This window comes from Bacillus sp. HMSC036E02 (assembly GCF_001836235.1).
Classification (GTDB): Bacteria; Bacillota; Bacilli; order Bacillales; family Bacillaceae_G; genus Bacillus_A; species Bacillus_A cereus.
Genome location: NZ_KV827857.1, coordinates 92327 through 116183 on the forward strand (window position 1 = coordinate 92327; position 23857 = coordinate 116183).

Here is a 23857-nt window from a genome sequence, read left to right on the forward strand (position 1 = left end):
CTACCGAACATACAGCTTAAACAAACGTTTGATTAATTCTCCATTTCTCTTTGTTAACCCTTGAGTTACATCGGTTTCTTCCTACCGAACATACAGCTTAAACAAACGTTTATTTAAAAAAATAAGAAGCCTCTTTTACAGGCTCCTTCATCATCTATTCAAATAATCTGCAATTGTTTGAAATACTACGATATACATATTATGAATACTTTCTTCTGTGTTTCCACCATTTGATAAACCAATTGCCCATTGTTGCCCTTCACCACTTCCGATATTCGCAAAACCTTGCGTATACATCGCATTTACATCTTTTCGTGCACTGTTATACTCTATCCCTTTTGTAATAAAAATTGAATATGATTTATCTTGTAAACCGATAAAAAACACTGGTTTCTTTAGCGATGAAAATACATTTTTATACTGCTCTGTTGAGGCTTCTTGAAAGTGATCTTTCATTATTAGAAAACCATCCACTTCCTTAGATTTCTTTTCCAGTGCCTCTAACTTCATTTCCTCAAACTTTACATTCCTAAACGTATCTTTCGGCTTTTCTCCAACAACTCCAATTACGAGTGCTCTTCCGTTATATTCTAATTTCTCTCCTTCTTTATCCTTTGCACACCCAGCACCAACTAGGCATATCAATATAAAAAATAAGAAATACGATAAACGCTTCATTTAGCACCCTTCCCTTCTTTTTAGTCAAGTGACAAAAACGTAAGGTTAATTCAAGAAAATGTAAGTAAAATCGATAGCCCAATTCACGTTTCTATATTATAATCAATTGAATTTACTTACATTACTAAACATAGGAGATCAACATGAAGAAATTTAAACTTTCATCTTTTCTTCCGTTAAGTTATATACTTCTACTCGTACTCGTAAGTCCCCTTTACGACGTATTAAATAAATCGACTGTTCACGCAGTAGACGTTACAACTGTAGTAGATGATTGGATTCCATTTGTAAAAGCATTTATTATTCCTTATTTACTTTGGTTTCCATACTTATACGGCGCACTTATTTATTACTGCTTTGCAGACCGAAAGCAATATTATGTCACTTTAAGTAGTATTATTTTTGGAAAGCTTGCTTGTTTTTCTATTTATTATTTTTGGCAAACAACTGTACCGCGTCCGACTGTCGTTGGGACAGATGTATTTTCTGAACTAGTTCGCTATATTTATAGTATCGATCAACCTGTAAACTGTTTCCCTAGCATTCACGTTCTTACTACATTCGTAATTATGTTAGCTGCCTTTAAGCGTAGAGAACAGCATGCTTTTGAATATTACATCCTTACTTTCTTCGGTACACTTATTATTTTATCAACGCTATTTACGAAGCAGCATGCCTTTGTAGATGCCATTTCTGGAATGACGCTTGCAAGTATACTTTACTTCGGCGTTCAGCTCTTATTGGCCAAAGAACCGATAAGAGTTCCAGTAAAACAAAATCATAGAATGTAGCATGACAAAAAAGCAGACTGTGGCTTCTCAGTCTGCTTTTATATATTATTAAGGAGATTTTCAACTTAAGATTGCGGTACAGTCATATCACCAGAGTGAATACGACCTGCTTTTTTTAGAGCAATGTAAAGTATATAAGAAACAGCTACTGGAATGACGATATAAGTAATTACCATCGCCGGGAGAACTTCCCACCCTTGGCTGGAAATTAAATTAATTGGTGCGATAAGAGAACTTAATCCAAGACCTGCAATTTCCTTTCCTGCTTCCAGTTGGAAAATTAATGCTGATACTGGACCGACTATAGCACTGGCGACGACAGTTGGAACGAGAATCATTGGGTTTTTAGTGATATTTGGCAACTGTACTTTCGGAGTACAAAGTGCTTGAGCTAATATGCCACCTAAATTGTTTTCTTTCGCTGAGATGACAGAGAATCCGATAAACTGAGCGACGCATCCAGCAAGAGCAGCACCACCTGCAACACCGTCTAAGCTAAGTGCAATTGCTAACGCAGCTGATGAAGCTGGAGAGATAAGTAATAGCCCCCAAACTACTGCAATGACGATAGAAGCGATAAACGGGCTACCAGCCGAGCTATCTTTAATAAACGCTCCAACTGCATTTAAAACAGGAGTAATATTATGAGATAACCAAATACCAACTAAACCAGAACCTAATATTGCTGCAAATGGAACGAGCATCATATCTAACGCAGTTTTTCCGCTTAAACGTTTACCAATATATACAGCTAAAGTTGCTGTTAATAATGCACCGATTGGCTCACCTGTTTTAATAATTAGACCAGCTTCAGTAATTGAAATGGATCCGGCACCAATTGCTCCGGCTACCATCGCCGAGAAGATTACAAGACCGTTTGCACCGAGCATAAAAGCAATGCCGGCACCAATCGCCGGTGCCATAAGGGATTTTGCAACAACTCCGATTGTAATAAGTAATGGTATATCAACAATTCTTCCTATATTTTCGATCAGTAAACCAATTCCGAGGGATACGAAAATACCTTGTGCGATTCCAGCAGATGCTTTAAATACACGAGACATTATATATTCCTTCATTCGTTTCACCTTCTTCTATAAGTTAGTAACCAATTGTTTTCATATAATCACGTAAAATATCGTTTGATTTTGCGAATCGAGATTCTTCATCCTCTGTTAAATTGAGTTCTACAACTTCTCTTATACCGTCTCTAGTAATAATAGCGGGTACTCCTGTACAAATATCATATTCACCGTACTCACCATCTAAAATGGCTGATACAGCGATAACACGGTGATCATCATTAAAGATTGAACTCGCAATATATGCTAGAGAATTTCCAATTCCGTAATAAGTAGTACCTTTTCGTTTATAAATTTCCCAGCCAGCTTTTGCAGTCTTCTCAACAATTTCATCTAAATCTATTTCACCAAATCGTTCTTTTTGTTCTTCTAAAATTTGCAGAACTGGCTTTCCACCAACAGTTACATGAGACCAAGCAACCATTTGAGAATCACCATGTTCTCCTAATGAATACCCATGGATACTACGAGGGTCTACATGTAGCATTTCAGATAAAATTGTTCTTAAGCGAGAAGAATCTAGTGATGTACCAGTACCGATTACGCGATTTCTAGGTAATCCAGATAATTTCCACACTTCATATGTAATAATATCAACTGGGTTCGATGCAAGTAAGAAAATACCATCAAATCCACTTTCCATTACGCCGCCAACAACACTTTCCATAATCTTCGCACTCGCTCCTAAAGTATCTAAGCGACTTTGTCCAGTTTTTGGTGCTGGCCCTGCTGTAATAATAACAATGTCCATATCTTTGCAGTCTTCATAGCTTCCTGCATATACTTTTGTTCTTGTATTTGTAAAGTTAATGCAATGTGATAAATCCATTGCTTCCCCAACTGCACGTTCATGATTTATATCAATTAATAATAGCTCTTCGCAAATTCCTTGATTTACAATGGAATACGCACAACTTGATCCAACTAATCCAGTACCGATAATTGCAATTTTTCTTGTATGTCTTTTCATAGCAATCTCTCCTAATTGATCATATAATCTATTTCTTTTGCTCTTTACACTCCTAATTATAGAGGTTCCCACGATAGAAACCATGGATACTTTGTGAAATATTGAACAAAGTATTTGTCCTTTTTGTGAATTGTTATATTCCATTTTCGTCATATTTGTTACAACTGGAAAAATATTTATTTTATATTTATTGACATGCTCAAAACAAAAAACGAGCGACTTCATTCGCCCGTTTTTTGTCATCCCGTTATTCCGCACTTAATTGACTTTTTAATTGCTGCACAATCATCGGATTCGCAGGTGCTGCCGGTTTGTAATAACTTTTTTGCTTTGCGTACTCATACATATTACGTTGGCGCATCTCATCTTGATTACGAATTTGAATTAACGTTTGATGTAACTGCTCATTATCAGACTGAGCAATATAATTTGCATAGCTTGTTAAACTTGCATTTAATCCTGCTAAATAATCATTTACCATATCTTTTTCATTCATGTTCCGCTTCCTCCTATCCTAAAAAAGTCATTAATTGTTGCTTCGTATTTCGTGCATCTTGTGCATCCTTTTGTAGCATTTGTTTCAGTTGTGGATCTGTACACGTTTGTGCATACTGCTCCAACTTGTTAATAATTGTTGCATGTCCACCAATTAAATGACGTAAGTTTTCTACTTCAAGCTCTGTTAAATTTTGCATGGAATACTCCTACCTTTCTTCTTTCATTCTCCTTTAGTATTCTGTTCTTTTTAAATCGTATTCATGAAAAAGCTTTCTTACATTTCAAATCAGTCACATCTATTTATAAATACAAAAAAATGTTATAATTACAGAAAAATACAAACATTCAAAAGCTACCCTTATAATAACAGCATAATCCTCAAACAAACCATGGTAGGAAGGTGTGCTCATACAAAAATATGTTAAAGTTATCTTCTTTATCATTTACGCAATCCTCTATGTAAAACTGTTGATTGATATATTAACTTTAAAGCCATTACTCACTTCTATTCCTTTACATATGTTATTTCTCATTTGTTTTTTATTCATTGCGCTTAACAACTATAAAGACCGTAATACTACGTTTTTCTTAGTAGTTATTAGTGCAACTCTATTAGTAAGTATTAGTTTCATTAAACGTATTCTTATATAAAGGAGCAATAAATATGAAAACACATGACTTCCTTACAGAAATCCAGAAGGGCTCTGAGCCTAGTCCCTATCAAGACCCCATCGTATTCAGTTTCGTTTGCTTTTTCTTAGCGATATATACATTTTTCAAACCTGCAAAATAATATCATTTCATAAGAAAAAGCCTACCATTCTTTTCGAATCATATGCACTAAAAAACCTTAGAATCACTTCTAAGGTTTTTGTTTACCTTGCTTCTTATTCACGTAACCCTTTAATAAACGTTTCCAATAATACATGTAAACTTGTATCTAGATCTAACGGCAAACCAAATCCGCCTTGCTGTTCAATCGAAGCAAATCCATGACAAATACTTCTGAATCCGCGTGTCGCATGAAGTGCATTCTCTCCTTCTAAGCCATACTGTTGTAATACTTGAAGACAAAGCTTTACAATTCCGTCACCTGCTTTTCTTACTTCTTCATCTCGTAAAAAAGTTGCTTCATATAGTCCAGGATGTTTTCGGACAAATGCTACATACGCTTCTCCTAATGCATGAATTGCTTCATCCATACGTTTATCCTCGGCCGCTTCTTCCAGTTTGTTATGCAGCTGTTTTATTCCGTAAATACCAAGATTTTTCCGTACATCTTGTAACCCTTTTACATGATTATATAGTGAGGGCGAACGTATCCCTAACCTTTGCGCTAATGAAGCTAACGTTACTTCTTGTATTCCATTTGTATCTGCAATTTCTGCCGCTGTTTCTACAATTTTTTGTAATGTAAGTCCGATTCTCGGTGACATAAATTAACCCTCTTTCTTACTTTCTATATTCCGTTTCGCTTCCTTAATAGCAAGCTCTATGACAGTCCCTGGATTCTTTATCATTTCCCCATGCCCTGCCGCAAGTAAGGAAGGCTCATATTCGCTTAACTTCTCTGCACTTTGTAATGATATTTCTTTGCTCCACGTTGCCATCGCAGGAAACGGAAACCAAAATTTCATTTGTCCCGAAACAGCCATACCTCCTCTTGTTTGGAATGCATCCCCAACAATAAGAGCTTTATTCCGTACATCAAGAAACGACATGGATCCTGGTGTATGTCCCGGTGTCATAATTGCAAGAAGCGATCCAACTCGGTCGCCATCTTCTAATAAAACATCAGGTACCGTTTTTACTTTTTTAGGTACACCGCCTTTTATCGGTATATTCGGTTCATCCTTTTGTAACGTCGTATCTCCTTCTAACAGCTTTGCGTCCCGCTTAGAAATATAGACTGGAACATGAGGAAGTACTTCCTTTAATGCATCTAATGCACCGATGTGATCATCATGCGCATGTGTTAATACAATTTTAGTAATTGGTTTTCCTATTTTCTCAGCCGCCTGTAAAATACCTTTTGCGCTATATGGCAAAGCCGCATCAATTAAAGTTAAACCATCTTCTTCCTCCACAAAGTAACAATTCACAGGAAACACTCTTGGCAAAAATGACAATTGATATACCGTTTGTTCATGTATTATTCTCATATTTCCATCTCCCTTTTCACGAAAACTAATACCATTAGTTTCATTATACTAATGGTATTAGTTTTGTGTCACTAAAAAATTTCTTTTTTCAAAAAAAAAAAGAACAGTAGCCGTATAAACGACTACTGTTCTTTAAAGATATTAAACTGTGTAACGCTCATCTTCTAAAATTTTCGCAGCGATTTCACGTTTCTTCGGAATTACGTTAAGTGGTGTGTGGCGAGTTAATTTACGTAATGATGATAACATCATGCGCAGCATGTCGCCGTTTTCAACTGCGATAAGTGTTTCTTTCGCATCTGCTTCAATTTCGTTGAATGCTTCTTGGCAGAATACTTCAGTGTATAACACTTTTTGTTTATTCTTTTCAAGACCAGTTGTTTTAATTGCTTTTTCTGTACGAAGAACAGCTGACTCCATTGCGTATAGGTTGCTTACGATGTCAGCGATATTCACAAGAATTTCTTGCTCTTTATCTAATGCTTTACCGTATTTTTGAGCTGCTAATCCAGCTACCATTAAGCCGATTTTCTTCGCATTAGTTACTAAATATTTTTGAAGTGCCAATGGCTCATCGCCCACTTCTTCTGGCATCATCATCATTAACTCTTCTTGTAATTTTTGTGCTTTTTGAAGAAGTGGTAATTCACCTTTCATCGCTTTACGTAAGAACGTACCTGGTACGATTAGGCGGTTAATTTCGTTCGTTCCTTCAAAAATACGGTTAATACGAGAATCACGATACATTCTTTCAATCTCGTATTCTGCCATAAATCCGTAACCACCGTGAATTTGAACACCTTCATCTACTGTATAGTCTAATACTTCAGAACCGAATACTTTGTTTAAAGAGCACTCGATTGCATATTCAGCGATAGAAGCTGCTACTGCTTTACCGTCTTTTACTTCTTCTTCAGATAATGTGCTCATGCGGCTTTCGAATAAACCTACTGTACGATATACAGAGCTTTCAGCTGCATATGTTTTTGCTGCCATATTCGCAAGTTTCTCTTGAATTAATGGGAAGCGAGCGATTGGTTGTTTGAACTGTTGACGTTGGTTTGCATATTGTGCTGAAATTTCTACTGCACGTTTCGCAGATCCAACTGTACCAACACCTAATTTATAACGACCGATATTTAAAATGTTGAATGCGATAATATGACCTTTACCGATTTCACCAAGTAAGTTTTCTTTCGGTACTAACGCATCTTCTAAAATTAACGTACGAGTTGAAGAACATTTAATACCCATTTTCTTTTCTTCTGGGCTTGTAGATACGCCAGCGTAGTCTTTCTCTACGATAAATGCTGAGAAGTGCTCTCCATCGATTTTTGCATATACAACGAATACGTCAGCGAATGCAGAGTTTGTAATCCACTGTTTTTCACCGTTTAATACATAATGTGTACCTTCTGCATTTAAACGTGCAGTTGTTTTTGCGCCTAATGCGTCAGATCCTGAACCTGGCTCTGTTAATGCATATGCAGCTAATTTTTCACCAGTTGCAAGTAATGGTAAATATTTTTTCTTTTGCTCTTCGTTACCGAATAATACGATTGGTAAAGATCCGATACCTACGTGAGCACCGTGAGTAATTGCAAAGCCACCAGCGCGAGAGAATTTCTCTGCGATTAACGCTGAGCTTACTTTATCAAGACCAATTCCGCCGTACTCTTCTGGTACGTCAGCGCCTAATAAACCAAGTTCTCCAGCTTCTTTTAAAAGACGAACTGAGCGATCAAACTCATGTTGCTCTAAATATTCAAGCTCTGGAAGAACTTCATTTACGATAAAGTCCTCTGTCGTTTTTGCAATCATTTTATGCTCAGATGAAAAATCTTCTGGCGTAAACACTTGATCAATCGTAATCTCATCTACTAAAAAGCTACCGCCTTTAACCGCATTTCCTACTGTTTTTTCCATGAAAATTTCCTCCTTCATATTTTCATGAGCCGCTTCTCTCTTTTTGAAAGAAGCTGGCTCTCCCTTTTGTTTTTATAAACCTTTGTTGCTTCCATTTTTTTATAATCCAGTTCCAGCGGCTAGAATGTTCGGTGCCTTCGCTTCTTCCTACGAGGCAAAGAGCGCCTCTTCGTCAAGGCTTCCAACGCCCTCCTGTTCTGAGCAAGCCACCTGCACTTTTTTTATAGTAATTCAAATACTCCCGCTGCTCCCATTCCGCCGCCGATACACATTGTTACGATACCGAATTGTTCGTTGCGACGTTTCATTTCGTGAATAAGAGATAGTGTTAGTTTTGCTCCTGTACAGCCAAGTGGATGTCCAAGTGCGATTGCACCACCGTTTACGTTTACTTTTTCTTCATCTAAACCAAGTTCACGAATAACTTGGATCGATTGAGAAGCAAATGCTTCATTTAGTTCGAATAAGCCAATATCAGATAACTCTAAGCCAGCTAGTTTTAACGCTTTCGGAATTGCAGCGATTGGGCCGATTCCCATTACTTCTGGTGGTACGCCAGCTACTGCAAATGAACGGAATTTCGCAAGTGGCTTCATGCCATCGCTCACTGCTTTTTCGCGATCCATTAATAGTACAGATGCTGCACCGTCACTCATTTGTGAAGAGTTACCAGCTGTTACAGAACCGCGAACGTTAAATGCTGGACGTAATTTCCCTAAAATGTCTAGCGTTGTCTCTGCTCTTACACCTTCGTCTTGTGCGAAAGTGATTGTTTCTTCTTGAAGTTTATTGTTTGATCCAACCGAGCGTAACGTCACATCTACAGGTACTGTTTCATCAACAAAGTTTCCTGCCGCTAATGCTTTCGCAGCACGTTGATGACTTCTTACTGCAAATGCATCTTGCTCTTCACGAGAAATTCCATATTTCACAGCAACTTGCTCTGCTGTATGTCCCATACCCATATAATATTCTGGAGCCGCTTCTACAAGGCGACTATTCGGACGAACAACGTGTCCCATCATTGGAACTAAACTCATTGATTCTGCTCCGCCTGATAATACAGCTTCAGAGTGACCAAGCATAATACGCTCAGCTCCGTAAGCGATACTTTGTAAACCTGAAGAACAGTAACGGTTAATCGTAATAGCTGGAACATCGTAAGAAAGTCCTGCTAATCCGCCGATATTACGAGCCATATTTAAACCTTGCTCTGCTTCTGGCATCGCACAACCGAAAATTAAATCATCGATTGGTCCTTCATAATTCGCACGCTTTAACGTTTCCTTTACTACTAACGCCCCTAGATCGTCAGGACGAACTGTTTTTAATGAACCCCTCTTTGCTTTTCCAATTGGTGTTCTTGCTCCCGCAACAATGACAGCTTCTCTCATGAACGATATCTCCCCTCGTTATTAGTTACGTAATGGCTTTCCTTTTACAAGCATGTGCTGCATTCTTGCTTGTGATTTCATCTCACTTACTAAGCTAATAAATGCTTCACGTTCTACATCTAATAAATATTGCTCATCAACTTCTGTTCCGTACGGCACTTTTCCGCCCGCAATGACATATGCAAGTTTCTTAGCAATGTGAAGATCGTACTCTGAAATGTAACCAGATAAATGCATTGCTTCAGCACCAAGTGCAAGAGTTGCATATCCTGTTTCCCCAACAACTGGTATCTTTTTACGGATCGGCGCTTTATAACCAGCTTCATATAAAGCAAGTGCTTTCTGTTTCGCATCGTATAGTAAGTGATCACCATTCACACTAATACCATCTTTATCACCTAAGAAGTTATGAGAAACTGCTTCTTGTCCTGAAGTTGAAACTTTCGCCATTGCGACTGTTTCGAACACTTTATTTGCAACTTTTTGCAGATCAAACTCTACACCGTTTGCCATTTTGTTTAAGTGTTTAATGTATAGCTCTTTATTACCGCCTCCGCCAGGGATTAAGCCAACACCAACTTCTACTAAGCCCATATACGTTTCACTAGAAGCTTGAATGCTCGCTGCTGGTAAGCAAACTTCTGTACCTCCGCCAAGCGTCATACCGTATGGTGCTGCTACAACTGGCTTAGAAGAGTACTTAATTTTCGTCATTGCATCTTGGAAGTTTTTCACAACCCACTCAATTTCAAAGTAGTTGTCGTCTTGTGCTTCCATTAAGATCATTGCTAGGTTCGCACCAACGCAGAAGTTCTTCGATTGGTTACCGATAACAAGACCTTTATAATTCTTTTCTACTTCATCAACAGCGTAGTTAATCATTTGCGTAATATCCATACCAATTGCATTGCTCTTCGAATGGAACTCTAAGCAAAGGATGCCGTCGCCTAAATCAATTAAGCTCGCTCCGCTATTTTTCTTTAATACACCATTTTTCGCTTTTAATTGCTTAAGAGAAATTGCTTTTTTATTACGCTCGATTAGCTTATATTCGCCATTATCGTAATAGTAGCTATCGCCGTTATCATGTTTATAGAAAGTAGTGAAACCTTTCTCTAACATTTCTTTCACCCAAGTAGGAACAACTACGCCGTTTTCTTCCATCTTTTGAACAGATTTTTCAACGCCGATTGCATCCCACACTTCAAACGGTCCTTGCTCCCAGCCGAAGCCCCACTTCATCGCTTGGTCAATTGCAACGATATCGTCAGCAATTTCTTTATGAAGTTTTGCAGAGTATAAAAGAGTTGGTGTAATGATGTTCCATAATAACTCTCCTGCGCGGTCTTTTGCGTATACAAGCGCTTTCAATTTATTCGCTAATCCTTTTTCTTGTTTACTTAACTCTACGGATGCAGCTTTTAATTTTTTACGCGCTTCATATTCCATCGTTTCAGGATTTAATTCTAAAATTTCTTTTCCTTGTTTTAAGAAGAAGCCTTGACCTGTTTTGCTTCCAAGCCATTTTTTATCAAGCATGTCATGCATGAAAGCTGGTACTTTAAATACATCACGCTCTTCTTCTTGCACATTTTCATATACGTTATTTGCAACGTGTACGAATGTATCTAAACCGACAACATCTAATGTGCGGAACGTTGCGCTCTTCGGACGACCAATAAGTGGGCCTGTTACAGAATCAACTTCCCCAATGCTGTAGCCGCGTTTTATCATCTCTTGAAGAGTTACTAATAAACCGTACGTACCGATGCGGTTTCCAATAAAGTTTGGTGTGTCTTTTGCGATAACAACGCCTTTTCCAAGAACGTCTTCGCCAAATAGTTTCATGAAGCTTAATACTTGTGGATCTGTTTCTTTCGTCGGTATTACCTCTAGAAGTTTTAAATATCGTGGTGGGTTAAAAAAGTGTGTGCCTAAGAAGTGCTTCTGGAAGTCGTCTGAACGACCTTCTGCCATTTTTTCAACTGAAATGCCTGACGTATTCGAGCTTACAATTGAGCCCGGTTTACGAACAGCGTCTACTTTTTCAAATAATTTCTTTTTAATATCTAAGTTTTCAACTACTACTTCAATAATCCAATCTACATCAGCTAGACGCTCAAGATCATCTTCTAAGTTACCTGCTTCAATCAGTGCTAGATTTCCTTTCACTGTCAGAGGAGCTGGTTTTTGCTTTAATAGTTTTTGCACAGCCGTATTACTAAAACGATTTCTCACACTTTTATGTTCTAATGTAAGTCCCTTCGCTTCTTCTTCTTTCGTAAGCGCAGGTGGTACAATATCAAGCAATAATGTCGGAATACCAATATTAGCTAAGTGTGCCGCAATTCCCGAACCCATTACGCCTGAACCTAGAACAGCAGCCTTTTTAATTTGGAACATCCAATTCTCCCCCTATTCTTGAATGAATGCTCATTCAATTTTTCGACATAAGTCGCAATCAATGAGTGAGCCTCTACTAATAAATATATGATACTGTTTAAATTTTCGCAATATATTTATTGATAAAATTTTCTGAAATAAATATTTTTCTTTCATTTGGCCATGCTATATATGTATTTTCTTCACTAAAATACACTTTCCCTTTTTATAATCTGACGAAACTGGAGGAATATATATGGCAAAACTTAAGAAGAACCCTTCAAAGGCTGGAATTAGTGCAGCTAGTGTAACTGGAAACGCAGGTCCGCATAACCACGGCGTGGAAAAAGGACGTCAAGGTAATAACCAACAATATAAAAAGCATAATATGGGCGAAAAATAACGCTATATTTTTGGGCAGAGAACGTGGCATAATGATTAATGGCTGCTTTTTCTGCCCAATTTATTTGTAACAAATGAGGGAATTATAATGAAACGAACAATAGTTATGATTGTAATGATTGCCACACTATTTACAGGGATGATTTTCTTCTCTTATGCACAAAGACAACAAGCTGTAAGAGCTGATCAACCCAACATTACTGGGCAATATGGGGTTACAATCGATGCAAACACAGGTGAAATTTTGTATGGGAAACGCGAAGACGAACGCTCTTATCCGGCTAGTATAGCCAAAATGATGACAACCCTTCTTTTACTAGAGAATGTAAAAGAAGATGAAGAAATTACGGTTACAGAAAACGCAATTAAAACAGAAAGTCAAAGCAAGAAAATTAAACTTCGTGCTGGAGAAAAATTAAAGCGTGATGAGGCATTAAAACTTATGCTTATCATTAGTGCAGATCCAATAGCTGAATCAATTGCAGAACATATTGCAGGATCAAAAAATGAATTTGTGAAAATGATGAATGCTAGAGCGAAGGAACTTGGTACAAAGCATGCGACTTTCAAAAACGCAAGTGGTGCTGATGCAATTGGGAATAAAGTATCACCATATGACATTGCTATTATTACGAAAGAAGCATTAAAGTATCCAGTTGTTTTAGAATATATGAATTCAACGCGTACAACTCTACATACTTCAGAACGCTCTCCAAACATCGCAAACTACGGACGAGAAGAACTATATGACGATCCATATGCGATTGGAAGTAAAAGCGGTCTATCAGCACTTGGCAAATATACAGTCGTAACAGTGGATGAAAAAGACGGTAAACGTGTCATTAATGTTGTATTATCTTCTACCCGCAAGCAACTGTATCCTGATACGAAGAAAATGGCACATTATGCATTTCAGCAATTAAAATAACCAAGGAGTATTTTCTCCTTGGTTATTTTTTAACCATACCTTTTAATACGAACGCAACGTTTGCTGGACGCTCTGCTAGACGACGCATGAAATATCCATACCAGTCGTTTCCATAAGGTACGTAAACACGCATTTTGTAGCCTTCTTTTACTAGCTCAAGTTGACGCTCATTACGAATACCATATAACATTTGGAATTCAAATTGATCCCTTGGAATGTTGTGTTCTTCAGCAAGTTTTTTTGTATATTCAATAATCGCTTCGTCATGTGAAGCAATTGCAGTATAATTTCCATTTAATAAGTGCATTTTAATAATTTTTTTATAATTGTCATCTACATCTTTCTTGTCTGGGAATGCCACTTCTTCAGGTTCTTTATAAGCACCTTTTACAAGACGTAAATTAGGATTATAAGCATTTAAATCTTCAATATCTTTTTCTGTACGATATAGGTAAGCTTGAATAACAGTACCAATATTATCGTATTCAGATTTTAATTGTTTAAAGATATCAATTGTTTTACCACAGCGTGTATAGTCTTCCATATCAATGGTAACGAACACACCATTTTCTTTCGCCGCTTCTAAAATACGGCGCATATTGTTCATTACGATTTCATCAGAGATATCTAATCCCATAGAAGTCATCTTTAAAGAAAGCTGCGAATCAAGACCTTCTCTTCCAATTGCACGGATTGCTTCAATCGATTGGTTAGCCATTTCATTTGCTTCCGCTTCATTATCAACGAATTCCCCTAAATAATCGATTGTTACACAAAGTCCTTGCTTGTTCAATTGCTTAATAGCTGCTGTCGCTAATTCAATTGTCTCCCCTGCGACAAAGCGACCTGCACCAAAGCGTAAACCGTACTTTTTAGCCAGTTTTGTTAGCGCTTTATTTTTAGATAAGAAAAGAAACGAATTTCGCATTAATTGTTCCATGTAATTCACCCCTATGACTTGATTTATCTGTTTTTTACCCCTCTTCAAAATTATATCATTGTTTAAAATTATTGGATACAAATAATTATTTAGATAATTTATAAAATACTATAAAAACATTTAAAACCCTATATTTCCGCTTATAAATATACCTGAAATATTTTTCGACATTTAGAAAAATGGAGTTTACTAGGCATAAAATAGGCATGTCGAAAATATTCGACATGCCTATAAAACCCTTAATATTCCATGTAAATTATATAAGGATATTAATACAGAAAACTTACGATTATATTTCCCTCAAGTTTTTTTATTGCTCATTTCGCTTCTCTTCATTCAGCCTTTTAATATCCGTAATTAACTGCACCATCTCTTCTTTCGCATCGGGATACGTCTCATTCCAATGCTTCACTAAAGCTGGCATCGTCTTCGCTATGTAAGAATAAAGTGCCCACTTCTGTACCTGTTCTTTTCTCTCTTCATTGCTCTCTCCAAGTAACAGTTCCGTGTATTTCTCTAACAACCCGTCAAATTGTTCGTTAAACTTTTCACTCATCTTATTTACCTCCTATATGAAAAAAGCAGCGAAAATCGCTGCTTTTCTTTATAATTTTGATCGAACAGAGTTTAATTTTTTCTCCATTGTGCTTACTTTATCACGACGATCATCAATACGAATTGTTGTTGCAACGCGCTGCGCACCTTTCGTATATGGAACTTCATGCATTTGTTGAATTACTTCTAGAATGACAGGAAGATCTCCTTCAATAATTGTATTCATCGGTGTTAATTGATACTTCACGCGATCCGCATTTTTCTCTAGCACCTTTTGTACTTCTGCTACATATTCACTAACACTTGGATTACCTGTTCCTACTGGAATAATCGATACATCAACAATTGCCATAGTAGTCTTCCTCCTATAATCGTTTCTTATATATCCATTGTCTATTTTACCGAAATCCTCATCATTTTACTAATATGTTACTCTTCCACTTTAAACTGCTCGACTAATCTTTCTAAATCTCTCATATGTTCTGTCAAACTTTCCATCGTGTGAGCTACCTTTTCTAAATGATTCACCTGTGATTCCGTTGCAGCATGTACCTCTTCAGAAACAGCTGCACTTTCTTGACTCGTACCAGCAATTGTATGCATTACCGCTGTAATTTCCCCTTGCTCGTAACCTATGTTATGTACCTCTTCTACAATTTTTTCAACTGAAGTACTAATCGTATTTACGACTGACATAATTGTGCGGAACTCCATTTCCGCCTCTGTCGTCACTTTATTTTGCACATCTGCAATGTCTTTCAATTTACTTACAACTTCTACAACCCTTTTTACTTCTACTTGTACATCACCAATCATCGTTGTGATTTCTCCAGTTGCCTCTTTTGATTGTTCCGCTAATTTCCGAACCTCTTCAGCAACAACCGCAAATCCCTTACCTTGCTCACCTGCACGGGCAGCTTCAATCGATGCATTTAAAGCAAGTAAATTTGTTTGATCTGAAATGCCTTTTATAAGCTCAACAACATTTTGAATCGATCCAACTCTTTGTTCTAACTTATCCGATGCTTCTTCTGTATGAACAACAATCGAAGATGATTGTCCCCTCGTACGGATTAAATTCCTCATTGTATTTAATCCTTGCTTAGATGCCTCTTCCGCTTTGCCAGCCACTCCTTTTATCTCACCAACGGAGCTATTCATTTGTTCCACTGACTCCGCCATATTCTCGAGCTGAGCTGAAACTTCATCCACACTATTCGCAAGAGTAGAAGCTCCTCCACTCACATCATCCATTGCTCCTGAAACTTCTCTACTAGCCGCTACTGTTTCATTCGTTAAATAGTGTAAACTATTCGTTGATTGTTGCACCGTTGATACGCTGTTTTTAATTTTACTTACCATTTCATTCATTTGTTCAACCATATCATTAAAGTGCTTAGTCAACTCTCCAACTTCATCTTTACTTGTCACTTTCATTCGCAGCGTTAAATCGCCTTCTGCTACTTTTTGCACGTGATTCTTTAATAGTTGCAGTGGTCTTGCTAATCTTCTTGAGAACAAGTAGGAAGCTACGATTCCAACTAATAAACTAATACATGCCATTATAATAACTGTATTTCTTGTACTATTTAATAGCCCATCGATCGTTTCTTTCGGATAAAAGATTCCTATCGTCCATTTCATCGTATCAAATGATTGACTATAAACAACTACATCTTCACCTTTTATTGTAGTGACCGCATATTTTGTTACCTCTTTATTTAAGCTCTTTATAAGTGGCTCTTTAGAAACATCTTTCCCTATCTTTTCTGGATAAACAAGAGCCATATTTTTATCATTTATAATAAACATTTCTCCGTCATTATTGTATTGAATATTGTGAAGCAACTTCTGAATCGTCCCAAGCGATACATCCATCGCAACAACGCCTAATACAGATCCATCTTGAGCTGTAATTGCTTTAGAAACACCTACACTTAACTTTCCTGTTGCAATTTCATAAGAAGGTTGTCCCCAATGGACCTTTTTTACATCAGCCTCTGAATCTTTATACCATGGTCTTGTCGTTGGATCGTATCCTTCTGGCACTTGCCCACCTTCAGCAAGATTGGCACTTAATGTTTTTTTATCTTTCGTACCAATATATAAATCTAAAATACCAGGATGATTCTTTTTATACTCCGCAAACTCTTTCGTTAAAAACGCTTCCTCTTCTGGAGTAACCCCACCTTGAAGTATATTACGAATCATCTCACTGTTCGCGTAATACCCCATATCTTCATCCGTTCTTTGAACAAATGTCGTAAGTTGCTCTGTTACAAGATCCATCGCATTTTGAGAATACTCGTCTAAGGAACGCACTTCCTTTTCTTTCTGTAATTGATACACAGCTGTACCCAATATTACGAACATCATAGAAATAAGAACTGAAAACACTACCGCAATTTTTAAACGTAAACTTCTTAACATCTTCCCCCCAGCATCCCCTTCGCATTAAATTAAAATCTTATTAATCATTATATTAAGTATAATAGATAAAATTAAAAAATTGAAATTAATTCTCACCTTAATACAATTAGAAAACGGACTACCACTTGTGCAAAAACAAATAGTTCATTATCCTTAAAATATAATCTCATTCGTTCGGAGGGAACTATGTTACAAAAATTCGGTTTCTCACAATATGAAAGCCAAGCTTATGAAGTTGTCGTATCAAGCAATGAACCATTAGATGCTACAACAATTGTGAAGCATTCAGGTGTTCCAAAAGCAAAAATATATGAAGTGCTAGCACGCCTAATCGATAAAGGAATGGTAATGGATTCTGTTTCAGAAAAGAAAAAACTGTATACAGCATTACCACTAAAGCTAGCAATTGAAAAATTAACGACAGAATTCCAATCAAATATTAAAGAACTGGAAACAAATATATCAAAAAAATCATTTACAGATGACCGTGTGTGGAGCTTAAAGATGCAATCTTCTATTCGAGTTCAAAGTAAGGAACTCATTGAAAGTGCAAAAGAATCAATCCGTATTTCAGCTTGGAATGATACTCTTTTAGAATATCTTCCTTTACTAGAACAAAAAGCAAAACAAGGTGTTCAAATTGAATCCCTTATTGTTGGAGAAGTAGAAACAGACTTAGAAAACATGCATTTTCTAATCCCAGCTGAAGAACCTAATGCATTAGAGCGCTACTTGCTACTCATCGTTGACGATCGTGAAATTTTATTTGCTGGCGTAGAACAAGAGTCATGGCAAGCGATGAAAACAATGTCACAACCTTTCGTAAAGTTCTTTACAGAATTTTTCTATCATGACGTTGCACTTGCAAAGATTACCCAGAAACACCATGACCTCTTTATGGAAGATGAGGAAATTAAGAGTTTGTTAATGAAATTAAGATACTAATTAAATAATAAAAAGGAGTCTAGTTTTTCACTTAGACTCCTTTTCGTTTTGTTCCTTTATCTCCATCAACAGCTCAATGATTTTCTCATTTTGCTCTACCTGTTTCTCTGAATTTTTATAGATGAAACGAACCCATCTAAGTGCAAGAATAATAAGAAACAAGGGGAGCATTGAAATTAGAAGACCAATAATTGAAAAATTCGTATACATATACATCACCTCGCTACATACAAATTCTCCACCTTTCTACTAAAACCTGCAATTTTTTACAAATAAAAAAAGAACCTATCAAACGATAGATTCTTCTTTCACGAACTGAGTAGAGCGTCCTCTCGTAATCGAGAAAATCGCGCAAAGCAGTGCTAATACAATAAAGCCACCGCCTACCCAAGCATTATATATAACAGATGATTTTTCGATAACAACTCCGCCTACTGTTGAACCAAGTGCAATTCCTAAGTGAAGGGCAGAGTTATTTAAACTTTGCTGAATACCAGCTGATTCTGGTGCAATTTCAATTAAATAGTTTTGTTGCGCTGGTGAAATCGCCCAGCTCAGCATACTCCAAAGTCCCATCATAATGATGAAGAGCGGGAATGAGAATGTCATTAATGGCAGTATGAAGATTGCACATGCAAATACGATAATGATGGAAATAATACTTTTCTTCGATCCCCATTTATCAGCAAGCCATCCACCGAATCCGCCACCAATTACTGCTGCGATTCCGAAAATAAAGTAAAACACACTAATCCAGTTTGCTTCAACATGCATGACATCTTTTAAAAACGGTGTTAAATATGCATACAATGTTAAATGCCCTGTTAAAAACAAAAATGATGTTAACTGTGCACTTACAATTTTTTTATCTTTTAAAGTAGTAAGTTGTTCTTTTATTGATAATACCGATGTCGGTGGTACTTTCGTTAAGAATAATGAAATACAAGCAATTGCCATAACTGTTAATACCGAAATTAATACAAATGGTGCACGCCATCCATATGCATTTCCGAGTACAAGACCAAGCGGTACTCCAAGTACAAGTGATCCACTAATTCCCATAAAAATGATTCCAATTGCACGCGCACGAAAATGCGGTTCTACTACACTAGAAGCAAGTGTTACCGATAGTGCAATAATTAATGAACCACTCGCCGCACAAATAACCCTTGAGAACATCAGCATTCCGTAATTCACACTAAATGCCGAAATAATATTTCCGATTAAGAAAATCGATAATGCTCCAACATACAATGTTTTTCTTTCAAACTTCCCTGTCAAAGCTAATAAAACTGGACCTGACAAAGCAAATACTACCGAAAATATTGTTATAAGCTGACCAGCTGCACTAATAGATACTCCTAAATCATTGGCAACTAAATCGAGCGTTCCTCCTATAATTAGCTCAACCGTTCCGACTACAAAAGCCGCGATAGCTAAAATATAAACACGAAAATTCAAGTCTTTCCCCACGCTTTCCATTTTGGTTACTACGACTATAGTAACCAAAATGGAAAATGGACGCAAGTACAATTTTTTTACAGTAAAAAAGGTAGGCGTATTATACGCCTACCTTTTCATCATTCTGTTTCTTTCTTCTTATTTAAATACCAATACACCGGAAGTCCCGTAAATACAATTCCAATCGATAAGAAACAACTTACTGGATCATTAATAATCGCACTACCAATTACAAAGAACGAACCTAAAATCGCTACGATTGGTACGATTGGGAATAACGGTACACTATATGCACGCTCTTTATTCTTATTACGTTTTCTTAAAATGAAGACACCAATAAACGTCATTACATAGAAAATATAAATAATGAATACGGAAATCTCAGATAGCTTATTCGGATCACTAATAATCATTAAAATAATTCCTAAAATGATTTCAACAGTAATCGCATTTGCTGGTGTTTTAAATCTCGGACTTTCCTTTGCAATAAACTTAGAAAATGGAAGTTGTCCACGCTCTGCCATAGACATTGGGATACGTGGAAACGTTAAAATCTTTCCATTTAAACAGCCGAAAATAGAAACGATAATACCAATACTAATAATTTTTCCGCCATATTCTCCAAGTAACATGCCTGCAGCTGTCGCTGTTGCATTTTCTCCAAGGTCTACAATTTTCGCTGCTGGTAATACATTTAATAATGCCAAGTTAATTAATACGTAAGCAGCCGTTACGATTAAAATCCCTACTGTCATTGCTTTCGGTAATAACTTTGTTGGATTCTTCATTTCTCCACCAATCGAAGCAAGTAAAATCCAGCCGTCATAAGCAAATAACGTTGCTAAAATTGCCATACCGATACTTTGATTTTCCGATATCGGCACAACTACGTTAAAAATATCGCTATTCCCTTTCCAGAAACCTAGCACAACAATTAACACAATCGGAATCATCTTCCCAATTGTCGTGATTGTTTGAACGATACCTCCGTATTTTGTTCCCATACTATTTACAACGCCAAGGAACACAACCGTTCCAATTGCGATTGGTAAATTCCACACTTTATCTAAATAGAAAAAATTAATCATTAAAGAACTAAAGTATAAACCTAATGTTCCGATAATAGCAGGTCCATAAACAATTGTTTGCATCCAACCTGATAAATATCCCCAAAAACTTCCGTAAATCTCCTCTAAATACGTATACAACCCACCATTTTTCGGGATTTGCGCTCCAATTTCAGCAACTGTTAAACCACTTGCTAGCGTCAACAGACCACCAATTACCCAAGCAAGAATGGCCATATTAGAACTCCCCGAGTAATCTAATACGCTCCCTGGTTTCATAAACACACCAGATCCAATAATCGTTCCTACTACGATAGAAAGTGCTACTGTTAAACCAATTTTGTTCTTCTCATCATGATGCATGCTGCGTATCCTCCTTCCAATCCTAGTGTGATGCAAAAATGAAATAAAAAAACACTCCTCCCTAAAAAAGGGACGAGTGTTGTATTCGTGGTTCCACCCTTGTTTCAATTCGTAAAGTAACACACTTCACCAATTTCTCAAGTCTAAATAACGGTTTTTGCCGGCAAGCAATTACTAGATGCTCGTTCACTGCTGCAGTTCAGAGGTGGTAATCCATTTTTCCGTATTAGGAAGCTCACAGCCAAAGACTTCCCTCTCTGAGAATCGTAAAAAATTGATCGTGTCCTCATCATCACTTCTTGATGTCGAATTTTGTAGTTATTGTTCATTATATTGAATTGTTAGAAAAAATCAATATATTTTTTATATAACATAGGAAATATTTATCTTCTTATATTATAACAGAAGCTGTAATATTTCTCTAATTCCCTAAAATTGGTATAATTTATATAGGAGGTGCATCAATAATGATTGCTGTTTTTTGTATCATCGCTACATTTCTTTCTGTTCTATTCGCCATCATGCATCGGCACAAATATCCTGGTTATAGCATTTTAGCGGTAGCTATTATACCAGCTGTTTCCTTCTATGTATTAGGTAAATATCAATATACAGAAGTATTTATCGGTTTTGCAATCTTCTACTGCGTCTTTGGATACATACTAACAATGAAAAAAATTTTATTAAATCATTAAAAGGGACCGATTTCTGCTGACAGAAATCGGTCCTCGCACGTGCCTTCCGGTTGCCCCACGAAAGATACATAAATCAATTATTTATCTTCTTTTTTCATAAAAAACTTGTGATGCGGAAGATCCACATTTAATTCCTCTAATTGTTTCTTTTCATTGTCTAAAATCGCTTTTGCTTTTGTTTTTGTTGCCTCATCTAATCCTGCAAAGATGTCTTCATGCTTCTCTTTCTCTGGAAGTTTCACACCTAATTTTGTTAATTCTTCTTTTGCTTGCTCATGCGTTAATTTTCCAGATTTCTTTTGCTCTAAAATTGACTTTGCTTTTGCTTTTGCCTGTTCATCTAAGTTAGCAAACATGTCTCCATGTTTACCTTTCTCCGGCATTTTCACGCCTAGCTTTGTTAATTCCTCTTTTGCTTGCTCATGCGTTAATTTTCCAGATTTCTTTTGCTCTAAAATCGACTTCGCTTTCTCTTTCGCCTGCTCATCTAAGTTAGCAAACATGTCTCCACGCTTACCTTTCTCCGGCATTTTTACGCCTAGCTTTGTCAATTCCTCTTTTGCTTGTTCACGTGTTAATTTTCCAGATTTCTCTTGCTCTAAAATGGATTTCGCTGTTTCTTTTGTTTGTTCATCTAATCCCGCAAACATTTCTTTACGTTTTTCTTTTTCTGGAAGCTTTACACCTAGTTCCTGTAACTGTTTCTTTGTATCGTCCATAATCGTTTTTACTTTTTGTTTTGTAGCGTCATCTAAATCTTTTTTCGCTGTTTTTGTCGCTTGCTCAGCTGTTGGAGTATTTGTTGCCGCGAATGCCGGAACACCGACTCCTCCAATGATTCCGAATGATAAAGCACCTGCAATCGCTAAATAACCAACTGTTTTCTTCTTCATAGGAAATTTCCTCCTTCATATTTCTAAAGCATGTACACTTTCGTATACAACGCCAATAGTAATATTGGTTTCTTAAAATTTCCTTAACGATTCAAATAAAAAACACCGCTCGTAATGAGCGGTGTTTCTCTATGCTTTTTGTAATTGTAACTCTTCACGTTCCATTATTTTTCTTAATACAATTGTTTGTGTCATTGTAAATAAGTTACCTGTTATCCAGTACAACACAAGTCCTGATGGCGCCGCAAACCCCATAAATAGAATCATTGCTGGCATCATAATTTGCTGCATCTTTAGCATCTGTACTTGTTCTCCAGGTGTAATATTCGATTGGAAAACTTTCATCTGAATAAATGTCGTTAACGCTGCAATAATCGGTAATATATGATATGGATCTGCATGTCCTAGGTTCACCCATAAAAACGAAGATGTGCGAATCTCTTCCGTTCTGCTAATCGCATAATACAAAGCAGAGAAAATCGGCATTTGTATAAAAATTGGCCAGCAACCAGCAAGTGGATTCCAACCGCCTGATTTCATTAGTTCTGACATTTCTTTTTGATACTGCTTTTGTTTTTCAAGGTCTTTGCTTACATCACCGTATTTTTTCTTTAGCTTCTGCAATTCAGGTTGCATTTTCTTCATTTTCGCTTGGCTGCGATATTGCGAAATAGCTAATGGAATCATGGCTGAACGAATAACGAGCGTCATAATAATGATAGCAACCCCGAAGCTAGCTCCCGGTATATGATGAGCAACAAATTGAATCATATACGAGATTGGATATACAAAATAATGGTTCCATATTCCCGTACTATGTGAATCAATTGTGCCTGCATTACTGCAGCCAGATAAAACAAAAACAAGTACTACTGATAAACTAATGAGCGCAGCTCGGTATGATTTTAACATGTTCATTCCTCCAATGTTTCGTAATTATTTAGCGAAACATTGGTGTATACGGACCAACCTCATCATTCTCTTCACTTGATTCTTGTCTGCGTACGGAACGAATCATTCCATATTTATAAAAAATTGAAAATAGCGGTACATTTCCCGCACTATCTTCACATGTATCAACTAACGCAAAAGCTCTTTGTCTACCGCTTGATGCTTGTTGACGCACAAAGCGAGAAACATTAGCAAGGAAGAAAACTTCTAATAAACAAAGTGCTGTCGTTACAAACGATATATATAGAATTGCATCCTGCAATAAAAATTCCATCGCTTCACATCCTTAATAAGGTCATTTTAGCACATCGGGCAAATATTCTCTATTTCCTTTTATTTTCAAA

25 protein-coding genes and 1 other annotated feature are annotated in these 23857 nt (G+C 36.8%); of the genes, 5 read left to right on the forward strand and 20 right to left on the reverse strand.

Features of this window, described 5'->3' with window-relative positions:
* Window positions 1-150 precede the first annotated feature (150 nt).
* Window positions 151-678: a hypothetical protein gene (locus HMPREF2590_RS21635; protein WP_000826876.1), complete on the reverse strand. Its 528-nt coding sequence runs from the start codon at window positions 676-678 to the stop codon at window positions 151-153.
* Window positions 679-821: 143 nt separating this feature from the next.
* Here HMPREF2590_RS21635 and HMPREF2590_RS21640 point away from each other — a divergent pair, with 143 nt between their 5' ends.
* Window positions 822-1469 carry a phosphatase PAP2 family protein gene (locus HMPREF2590_RS21640; RefSeq protein ID WP_000713762.1) on the forward strand — a complete coding sequence of 216 codons (648 nt, stop codon included), beginning with the start codon at window positions 822-824 and terminating at the stop codon, window positions 1467-1469.
* Between the two features lie 65 nt (window positions 1470-1534).
* On the opposite strand, the gene HMPREF2590_RS21645 is transcribed toward HMPREF2590_RS21640, so the two are convergent.
* The 9 genes from HMPREF2590_RS21645 to HMPREF2590_RS21685 all read right to left on the reverse strand — a co-directional run bounded on the left by HMPREF2590_RS21645 (window position 1535) and on the right by HMPREF2590_RS21685 (window position 11904).
* Window positions 1535-2548 carry a PTS sugar transporter subunit IIC gene (locus HMPREF2590_RS21645; protein WP_000666172.1) on the reverse strand — a complete coding sequence of 338 codons (1014 nt, stop codon included), beginning with the start codon at window positions 2546-2548 and terminating at the stop codon, window positions 1535-1537.
* A gap of 22 nt (window positions 2549-2570) precedes the next feature.
* Entirely contained in the window at window positions 2571-3521 is a 951-nt protein-coding gene (locus HMPREF2590_RS21650; protein ID WP_000820662.1) for an L-lactate dehydrogenase, read from the reverse strand.
* Window positions 3522-3768: 247 nt separating this feature from the next.
* Window positions 3769-4017: a spore coat protein gene (locus HMPREF2590_RS21655; protein ID WP_001002987.1), complete on the reverse strand. Its 249-nt coding sequence runs from the start codon at window positions 4015-4017 to the stop codon at window positions 3769-3771.
* Window positions 4018-4030: 13 nt separating this feature from the next.
* Complete coding sequence (locus HMPREF2590_RS21660; protein ID WP_001180555.1) at window positions 4031-4216, reverse strand: hypothetical protein; 186 nt, start codon at window positions 4214-4216, stop codon at window positions 4031-4033.
* A gap of 690 nt (window positions 4217-4906) precedes the next feature.
* Window positions 4907-5455 carry a TetR/AcrR family transcriptional regulator gene (locus tag HMPREF2590_RS21665; protein ID WP_000074938.1) on the reverse strand — a complete coding sequence of 183 codons (549 nt, stop codon included), beginning with the start codon at window positions 5453-5455 and terminating at the stop codon, window positions 4907-4909.
* A 3-nt stretch (window positions 5456-5458) separates the two neighbouring features.
* Window positions 5459-6181: an MBL fold metallo-hydrolase gene (locus HMPREF2590_RS21670; protein ID WP_001220135.1), complete on the reverse strand. Its 723-nt coding sequence runs from the start codon at window positions 6179-6181 to the stop codon at window positions 5459-5461.
* A 141-nt stretch (window positions 6182-6322) separates the two neighbouring features.
* Window positions 6323-8107, reverse strand: a complete 1785-nt coding sequence (locus tag HMPREF2590_RS21675; RefSeq protein WP_000416291.1) for an acyl-CoA dehydrogenase family protein — start codon at window positions 8105-8107, stop codon at window positions 6323-6325.
* Between the two features lie 221 nt (window positions 8108-8328).
* Entirely contained in the window at window positions 8329-9501 is a 1173-nt protein-coding gene (locus HMPREF2590_RS21680) for an acetyl-CoA C-acetyltransferase (protein ID WP_001206346.1), read from the reverse strand.
* 21 nt (window positions 9502-9522) lie between these two features.
* The gene (locus tag HMPREF2590_RS21685; protein WP_000486368.1) at window positions 9523-11904 is read right to left on the reverse strand and encodes a 3-hydroxyacyl-CoA dehydrogenase/enoyl-CoA hydratase family protein; all 2382 of its coding nucleotides are present in this window, start codon (window positions 11902-11904) and stop codon (window positions 9523-9525) included.
* 235 nt (window positions 11905-12139) lie between these two features.
* On the opposite strand from HMPREF2590_RS21685, the gene HMPREF2590_RS21690 reads away from it, so the two are divergent.
* Window positions 12140-12286 carry a YuzL family protein gene (locus HMPREF2590_RS21690; protein ID WP_001096344.1) on the forward strand — a complete coding sequence of 49 codons (147 nt, stop codon included), beginning with the start codon at window positions 12140-12142 and terminating at the stop codon, window positions 12284-12286.
* 87 nt (window positions 12287-12373) lie between these two features.
* The gene (locus tag HMPREF2590_RS21695) at window positions 12374-13213 is read left to right on the forward strand and encodes a D-alanyl-D-alanine carboxypeptidase family protein (protein WP_000831466.1); all 840 of its coding nucleotides are present in this window, start codon (window positions 12374-12376) and stop codon (window positions 13211-13213) included.
* A 22-nt stretch (window positions 13214-13235) separates the two neighbouring features.
* Here HMPREF2590_RS21695 and HMPREF2590_RS21700 read toward each other — a convergent pair whose 3' ends face one another.
* The 4 genes from HMPREF2590_RS21700 to HMPREF2590_RS21715 all read right to left on the reverse strand — a co-directional run bounded on the left by HMPREF2590_RS21700 (window position 13236) and on the right by HMPREF2590_RS21715 (window position 17138).
* Entirely contained in the window at window positions 13236-14153 is a 918-nt protein-coding gene (locus HMPREF2590_RS21700; protein WP_000436772.1) for a proline dehydrogenase family protein, read from the reverse strand.
* 310 nt (window positions 14154-14463) lie between these two features.
* Window positions 14464-14709 (reverse strand): YusU family protein, encoded by a 246-nt coding sequence (locus HMPREF2590_RS21705; RefSeq protein WP_001290594.1) that lies wholly within the window; start codon window positions 14707-14709, stop codon window positions 14464-14466.
* A gap of 48 nt (window positions 14710-14757) precedes the next feature.
* The gene (locus HMPREF2590_RS21710) at window positions 14758-15060 is read right to left on the reverse strand and encodes an MTH1187 family thiamine-binding protein (RefSeq protein WP_001018860.1); all 303 of its coding nucleotides are present in this window, start codon (window positions 15058-15060) and stop codon (window positions 14758-14760) included.
* 77 nt (window positions 15061-15137) lie between these two features.
* Window positions 15138-17138 (reverse strand): methyl-accepting chemotaxis protein, encoded by a 2001-nt coding sequence (locus HMPREF2590_RS21715; RefSeq protein ID WP_003314395.1) that lies wholly within the window; start codon window positions 17136-17138, stop codon window positions 15138-15140.
* Window positions 17139-17324: 186 nt separating this feature from the next.
* On the opposite strand from HMPREF2590_RS21715, the gene HMPREF2590_RS21720 reads away from it, so the two are divergent.
* The gene (locus tag HMPREF2590_RS21720; RefSeq protein ID WP_000939479.1) at window positions 17325-18083 is read left to right on the forward strand and encodes a TrmB family transcriptional regulator; all 759 of its coding nucleotides are present in this window, start codon (window positions 17325-17327) and stop codon (window positions 18081-18083) included.
* Between the two features lie 27 nt (window positions 18084-18110).
* On the opposite strand, the gene HMPREF2590_RS21725 is transcribed toward HMPREF2590_RS21720, so the two are convergent.
* From HMPREF2590_RS21725 to HMPREF2590_RS21735, 3 genes are all read right to left on the reverse strand, one after another.
* Window positions 18111-18293, reverse strand: a complete 183-nt coding sequence (locus HMPREF2590_RS21725) for a hypothetical protein (RefSeq protein ID WP_000288473.1) — start codon at window positions 18291-18293, stop codon at window positions 18111-18113.
* 78 nt (window positions 18294-18371) lie between these two features.
* A complete protein-coding gene (locus HMPREF2590_RS21730; RefSeq protein WP_139884019.1) occupies window positions 18372-19616 on the reverse strand; it encodes an MFS transporter in 1245 nt (414 codons plus the stop codon).
* 47 nt (window positions 19617-19663) lie between these two features.
* Complete coding sequence (locus HMPREF2590_RS21735) at window positions 19664-20974, reverse strand: APC family permease (RefSeq protein ID WP_000546311.1); 1311 nt, start codon at window positions 20972-20974, stop codon at window positions 19664-19666.
* A gap of 65 nt (window positions 20975-21039) precedes the next feature.
* Window positions 21040-21276 (reverse strand) — a binding site (T-box leader).
* A gap of 165 nt (window positions 21277-21441) precedes the next feature.
* On the opposite strand from HMPREF2590_RS21735, the gene HMPREF2590_RS21740 reads away from it, so the two are divergent.
* The gene (locus HMPREF2590_RS21740; protein WP_000562238.1) at window positions 21442-21669 is read left to right on the forward strand and encodes a hypothetical protein; all 228 of its coding nucleotides are present in this window, start codon (window positions 21442-21444) and stop codon (window positions 21667-21669) included.
* A 77-nt stretch (window positions 21670-21746) separates the two neighbouring features.
* On the opposite strand, the gene HMPREF2590_RS21745 is transcribed toward HMPREF2590_RS21740, so the two are convergent.
* From HMPREF2590_RS21745 to HMPREF2590_RS21755, 3 genes are all read right to left on the reverse strand, one after another.
* Window positions 21747-22562 carry a hypothetical protein gene (locus HMPREF2590_RS21745; RefSeq protein ID WP_000730881.1) on the reverse strand — a complete coding sequence of 272 codons (816 nt, stop codon included), beginning with the start codon at window positions 22560-22562 and terminating at the stop codon, window positions 21747-21749.
* Between the two features lie 129 nt (window positions 22563-22691).
* Window positions 22692-23474: a membrane protein insertase YidC gene (locus HMPREF2590_RS21750; RefSeq protein WP_000920518.1), complete on the reverse strand. Its 783-nt coding sequence runs from the start codon at window positions 23472-23474 to the stop codon at window positions 22692-22694.
* Window positions 23475-23502: 28 nt separating this feature from the next.
* Window positions 23503-23787: a hypothetical protein gene (locus HMPREF2590_RS21755; protein WP_000394930.1), complete on the reverse strand. Its 285-nt coding sequence runs from the start codon at window positions 23785-23787 to the stop codon at window positions 23503-23505.
* Window positions 23788-23857: the final 70 nt, after the last annotated feature.

What these genes read in the sequence shown, in the direction of transcription:
- HMPREF2590_RS21740 (WP_000562238.1), top strand. Translation starts at nt 21,442, where the DNA reads ATGATTGCTGTTTTTTGTATCATCGCTACATTTCTTTCTGTTCTATTC.
- HMPREF2590_RS21695 (WP_000831466.1), top strand. Translation starts at nt 12,374, where the DNA reads ATGAAACGAACAATAGTTATGATTGTAATGATTGCCACACTATTTACA.
- HMPREF2590_RS21670 (WP_001220135.1), bottom strand. Translation starts at nt 6,181, where the DNA reads ATGAGAATAATACATGAACAAACGGTATATCAATTGTCATTTTTGCCA.
- HMPREF2590_RS21655 (WP_001002987.1), bottom strand. Translation starts at nt 4,017, where the DNA reads ATGAATGAAAAAGATATGGTAAATGATTATTTAGCAGGATTAAATGCA.
- HMPREF2590_RS21660 (WP_001180555.1), bottom strand. Translation starts at nt 4,216, where the DNA reads ATGCAAAATTTAACAGAGCTTGAAGTAGAAAACTTACGTCATTTAATT.
- HMPREF2590_RS21710 (WP_001018860.1), bottom strand. Translation starts at nt 15,060, where the DNA reads ATGGCAATTGTTGATGTATCGATTATTCCAGTAGGAACAGGTAATCCA.
- HMPREF2590_RS21745 (WP_000730881.1), bottom strand. Translation starts at nt 22,562, where the DNA reads ATGAAGAAGAAAACAGTTGGTTATTTAGCGATTGCAGGTGCTTTATCA.
- HMPREF2590_RS21725 (WP_000288473.1), bottom strand. Translation starts at nt 18,293, where the DNA reads ATGTATACGAATTTTTCAATTATTGGTCTTCTAATTTCAATGCTCCCC.
- HMPREF2590_RS21750 (WP_000920518.1), bottom strand. Translation starts at nt 23,474, where the DNA reads ATGTTAAAATCATACCGAGCTGCGCTCATTAGTTTATCAGTAGTACTT.
- HMPREF2590_RS21705 (WP_001290594.1), bottom strand. Translation starts at nt 14,709, where the DNA reads ATGAGTGAAAAGTTTAACGAACAATTTGACGGGTTGTTAGAGAAATAC.
- HMPREF2590_RS21690 (WP_001096344.1), top strand. Translation starts at nt 12,140, where the DNA reads ATGGCAAAACTTAAGAAGAACCCTTCAAAGGCTGGAATTAGTGCAGCT.
- HMPREF2590_RS21635 (WP_000826876.1), bottom strand. Translation starts at nt 678, where the DNA reads ATGAAGCGTTTATCGTATTTCTTATTTTTTATATTGATATGCCTAGTT.
- HMPREF2590_RS21680 (WP_001206346.1), bottom strand. Translation starts at nt 9,501, where the DNA reads ATGAGAGAAGCTGTCATTGTTGCGGGAGCAAGAACACCAATTGGAAAA.
- HMPREF2590_RS21645 (WP_000666172.1), bottom strand. Translation starts at nt 2,548, where the DNA reads ATGAAGGAATATATAATGTCTCGTGTATTTAAAGCATCTGCTGGAATC.
- HMPREF2590_RS21650 (WP_000820662.1), bottom strand. Translation starts at nt 3,521, where the DNA reads ATGAAAAGACATACAAGAAAAATTGCAATTATCGGTACTGGATTAGTT.
- HMPREF2590_RS21755 (WP_000394930.1), bottom strand. Translation starts at nt 23,787, where the DNA reads ATGGAATTTTTATTGCAGGATGCAATTCTATATATATCGTTTGTAACG.
- HMPREF2590_RS21735 (WP_000546311.1), bottom strand. Translation starts at nt 20,974, where the DNA reads ATGCATCATGATGAGAAGAACAAAATTGGTTTAACAGTAGCACTTTCT.
- HMPREF2590_RS21665 (WP_000074938.1), bottom strand. Translation starts at nt 5,455, where the DNA reads ATGTCACCGAGAATCGGACTTACATTACAAAAAATTGTAGAAACAGCG.
- HMPREF2590_RS21685 (WP_000486368.1), bottom strand. Translation starts at nt 11,904, where the DNA reads ATGTTCCAAATTAAAAAGGCTGCTGTTCTAGGTTCAGGCGTAATGGGT.
- HMPREF2590_RS21640 (WP_000713762.1), top strand. Translation starts at nt 822, where the DNA reads ATGAAGAAATTTAAACTTTCATCTTTTCTTCCGTTAAGTTATATACTT.
- HMPREF2590_RS21715 (WP_003314395.1), bottom strand. Translation starts at nt 17,138, where the DNA reads ATGTTAAGAAGTTTACGTTTAAAAATTGCGGTAGTGTTTTCAGTTCTT.
- HMPREF2590_RS21720 (WP_000939479.1), top strand. Translation starts at nt 17,325, where the DNA reads ATGTTACAAAAATTCGGTTTCTCACAATATGAAAGCCAAGCTTATGAA.
- HMPREF2590_RS21675 (WP_000416291.1), bottom strand. Translation starts at nt 8,107, where the DNA reads ATGGAAAAAACAGTAGGAAATGCGGTTAAAGGCGGTAGCTTTTTAGTA.
- HMPREF2590_RS21700 (WP_000436772.1), bottom strand. Translation starts at nt 14,153, where the DNA reads ATGGAACAATTAATGCGAAATTCGTTTCTTTTCTTATCTAAAAATAAA.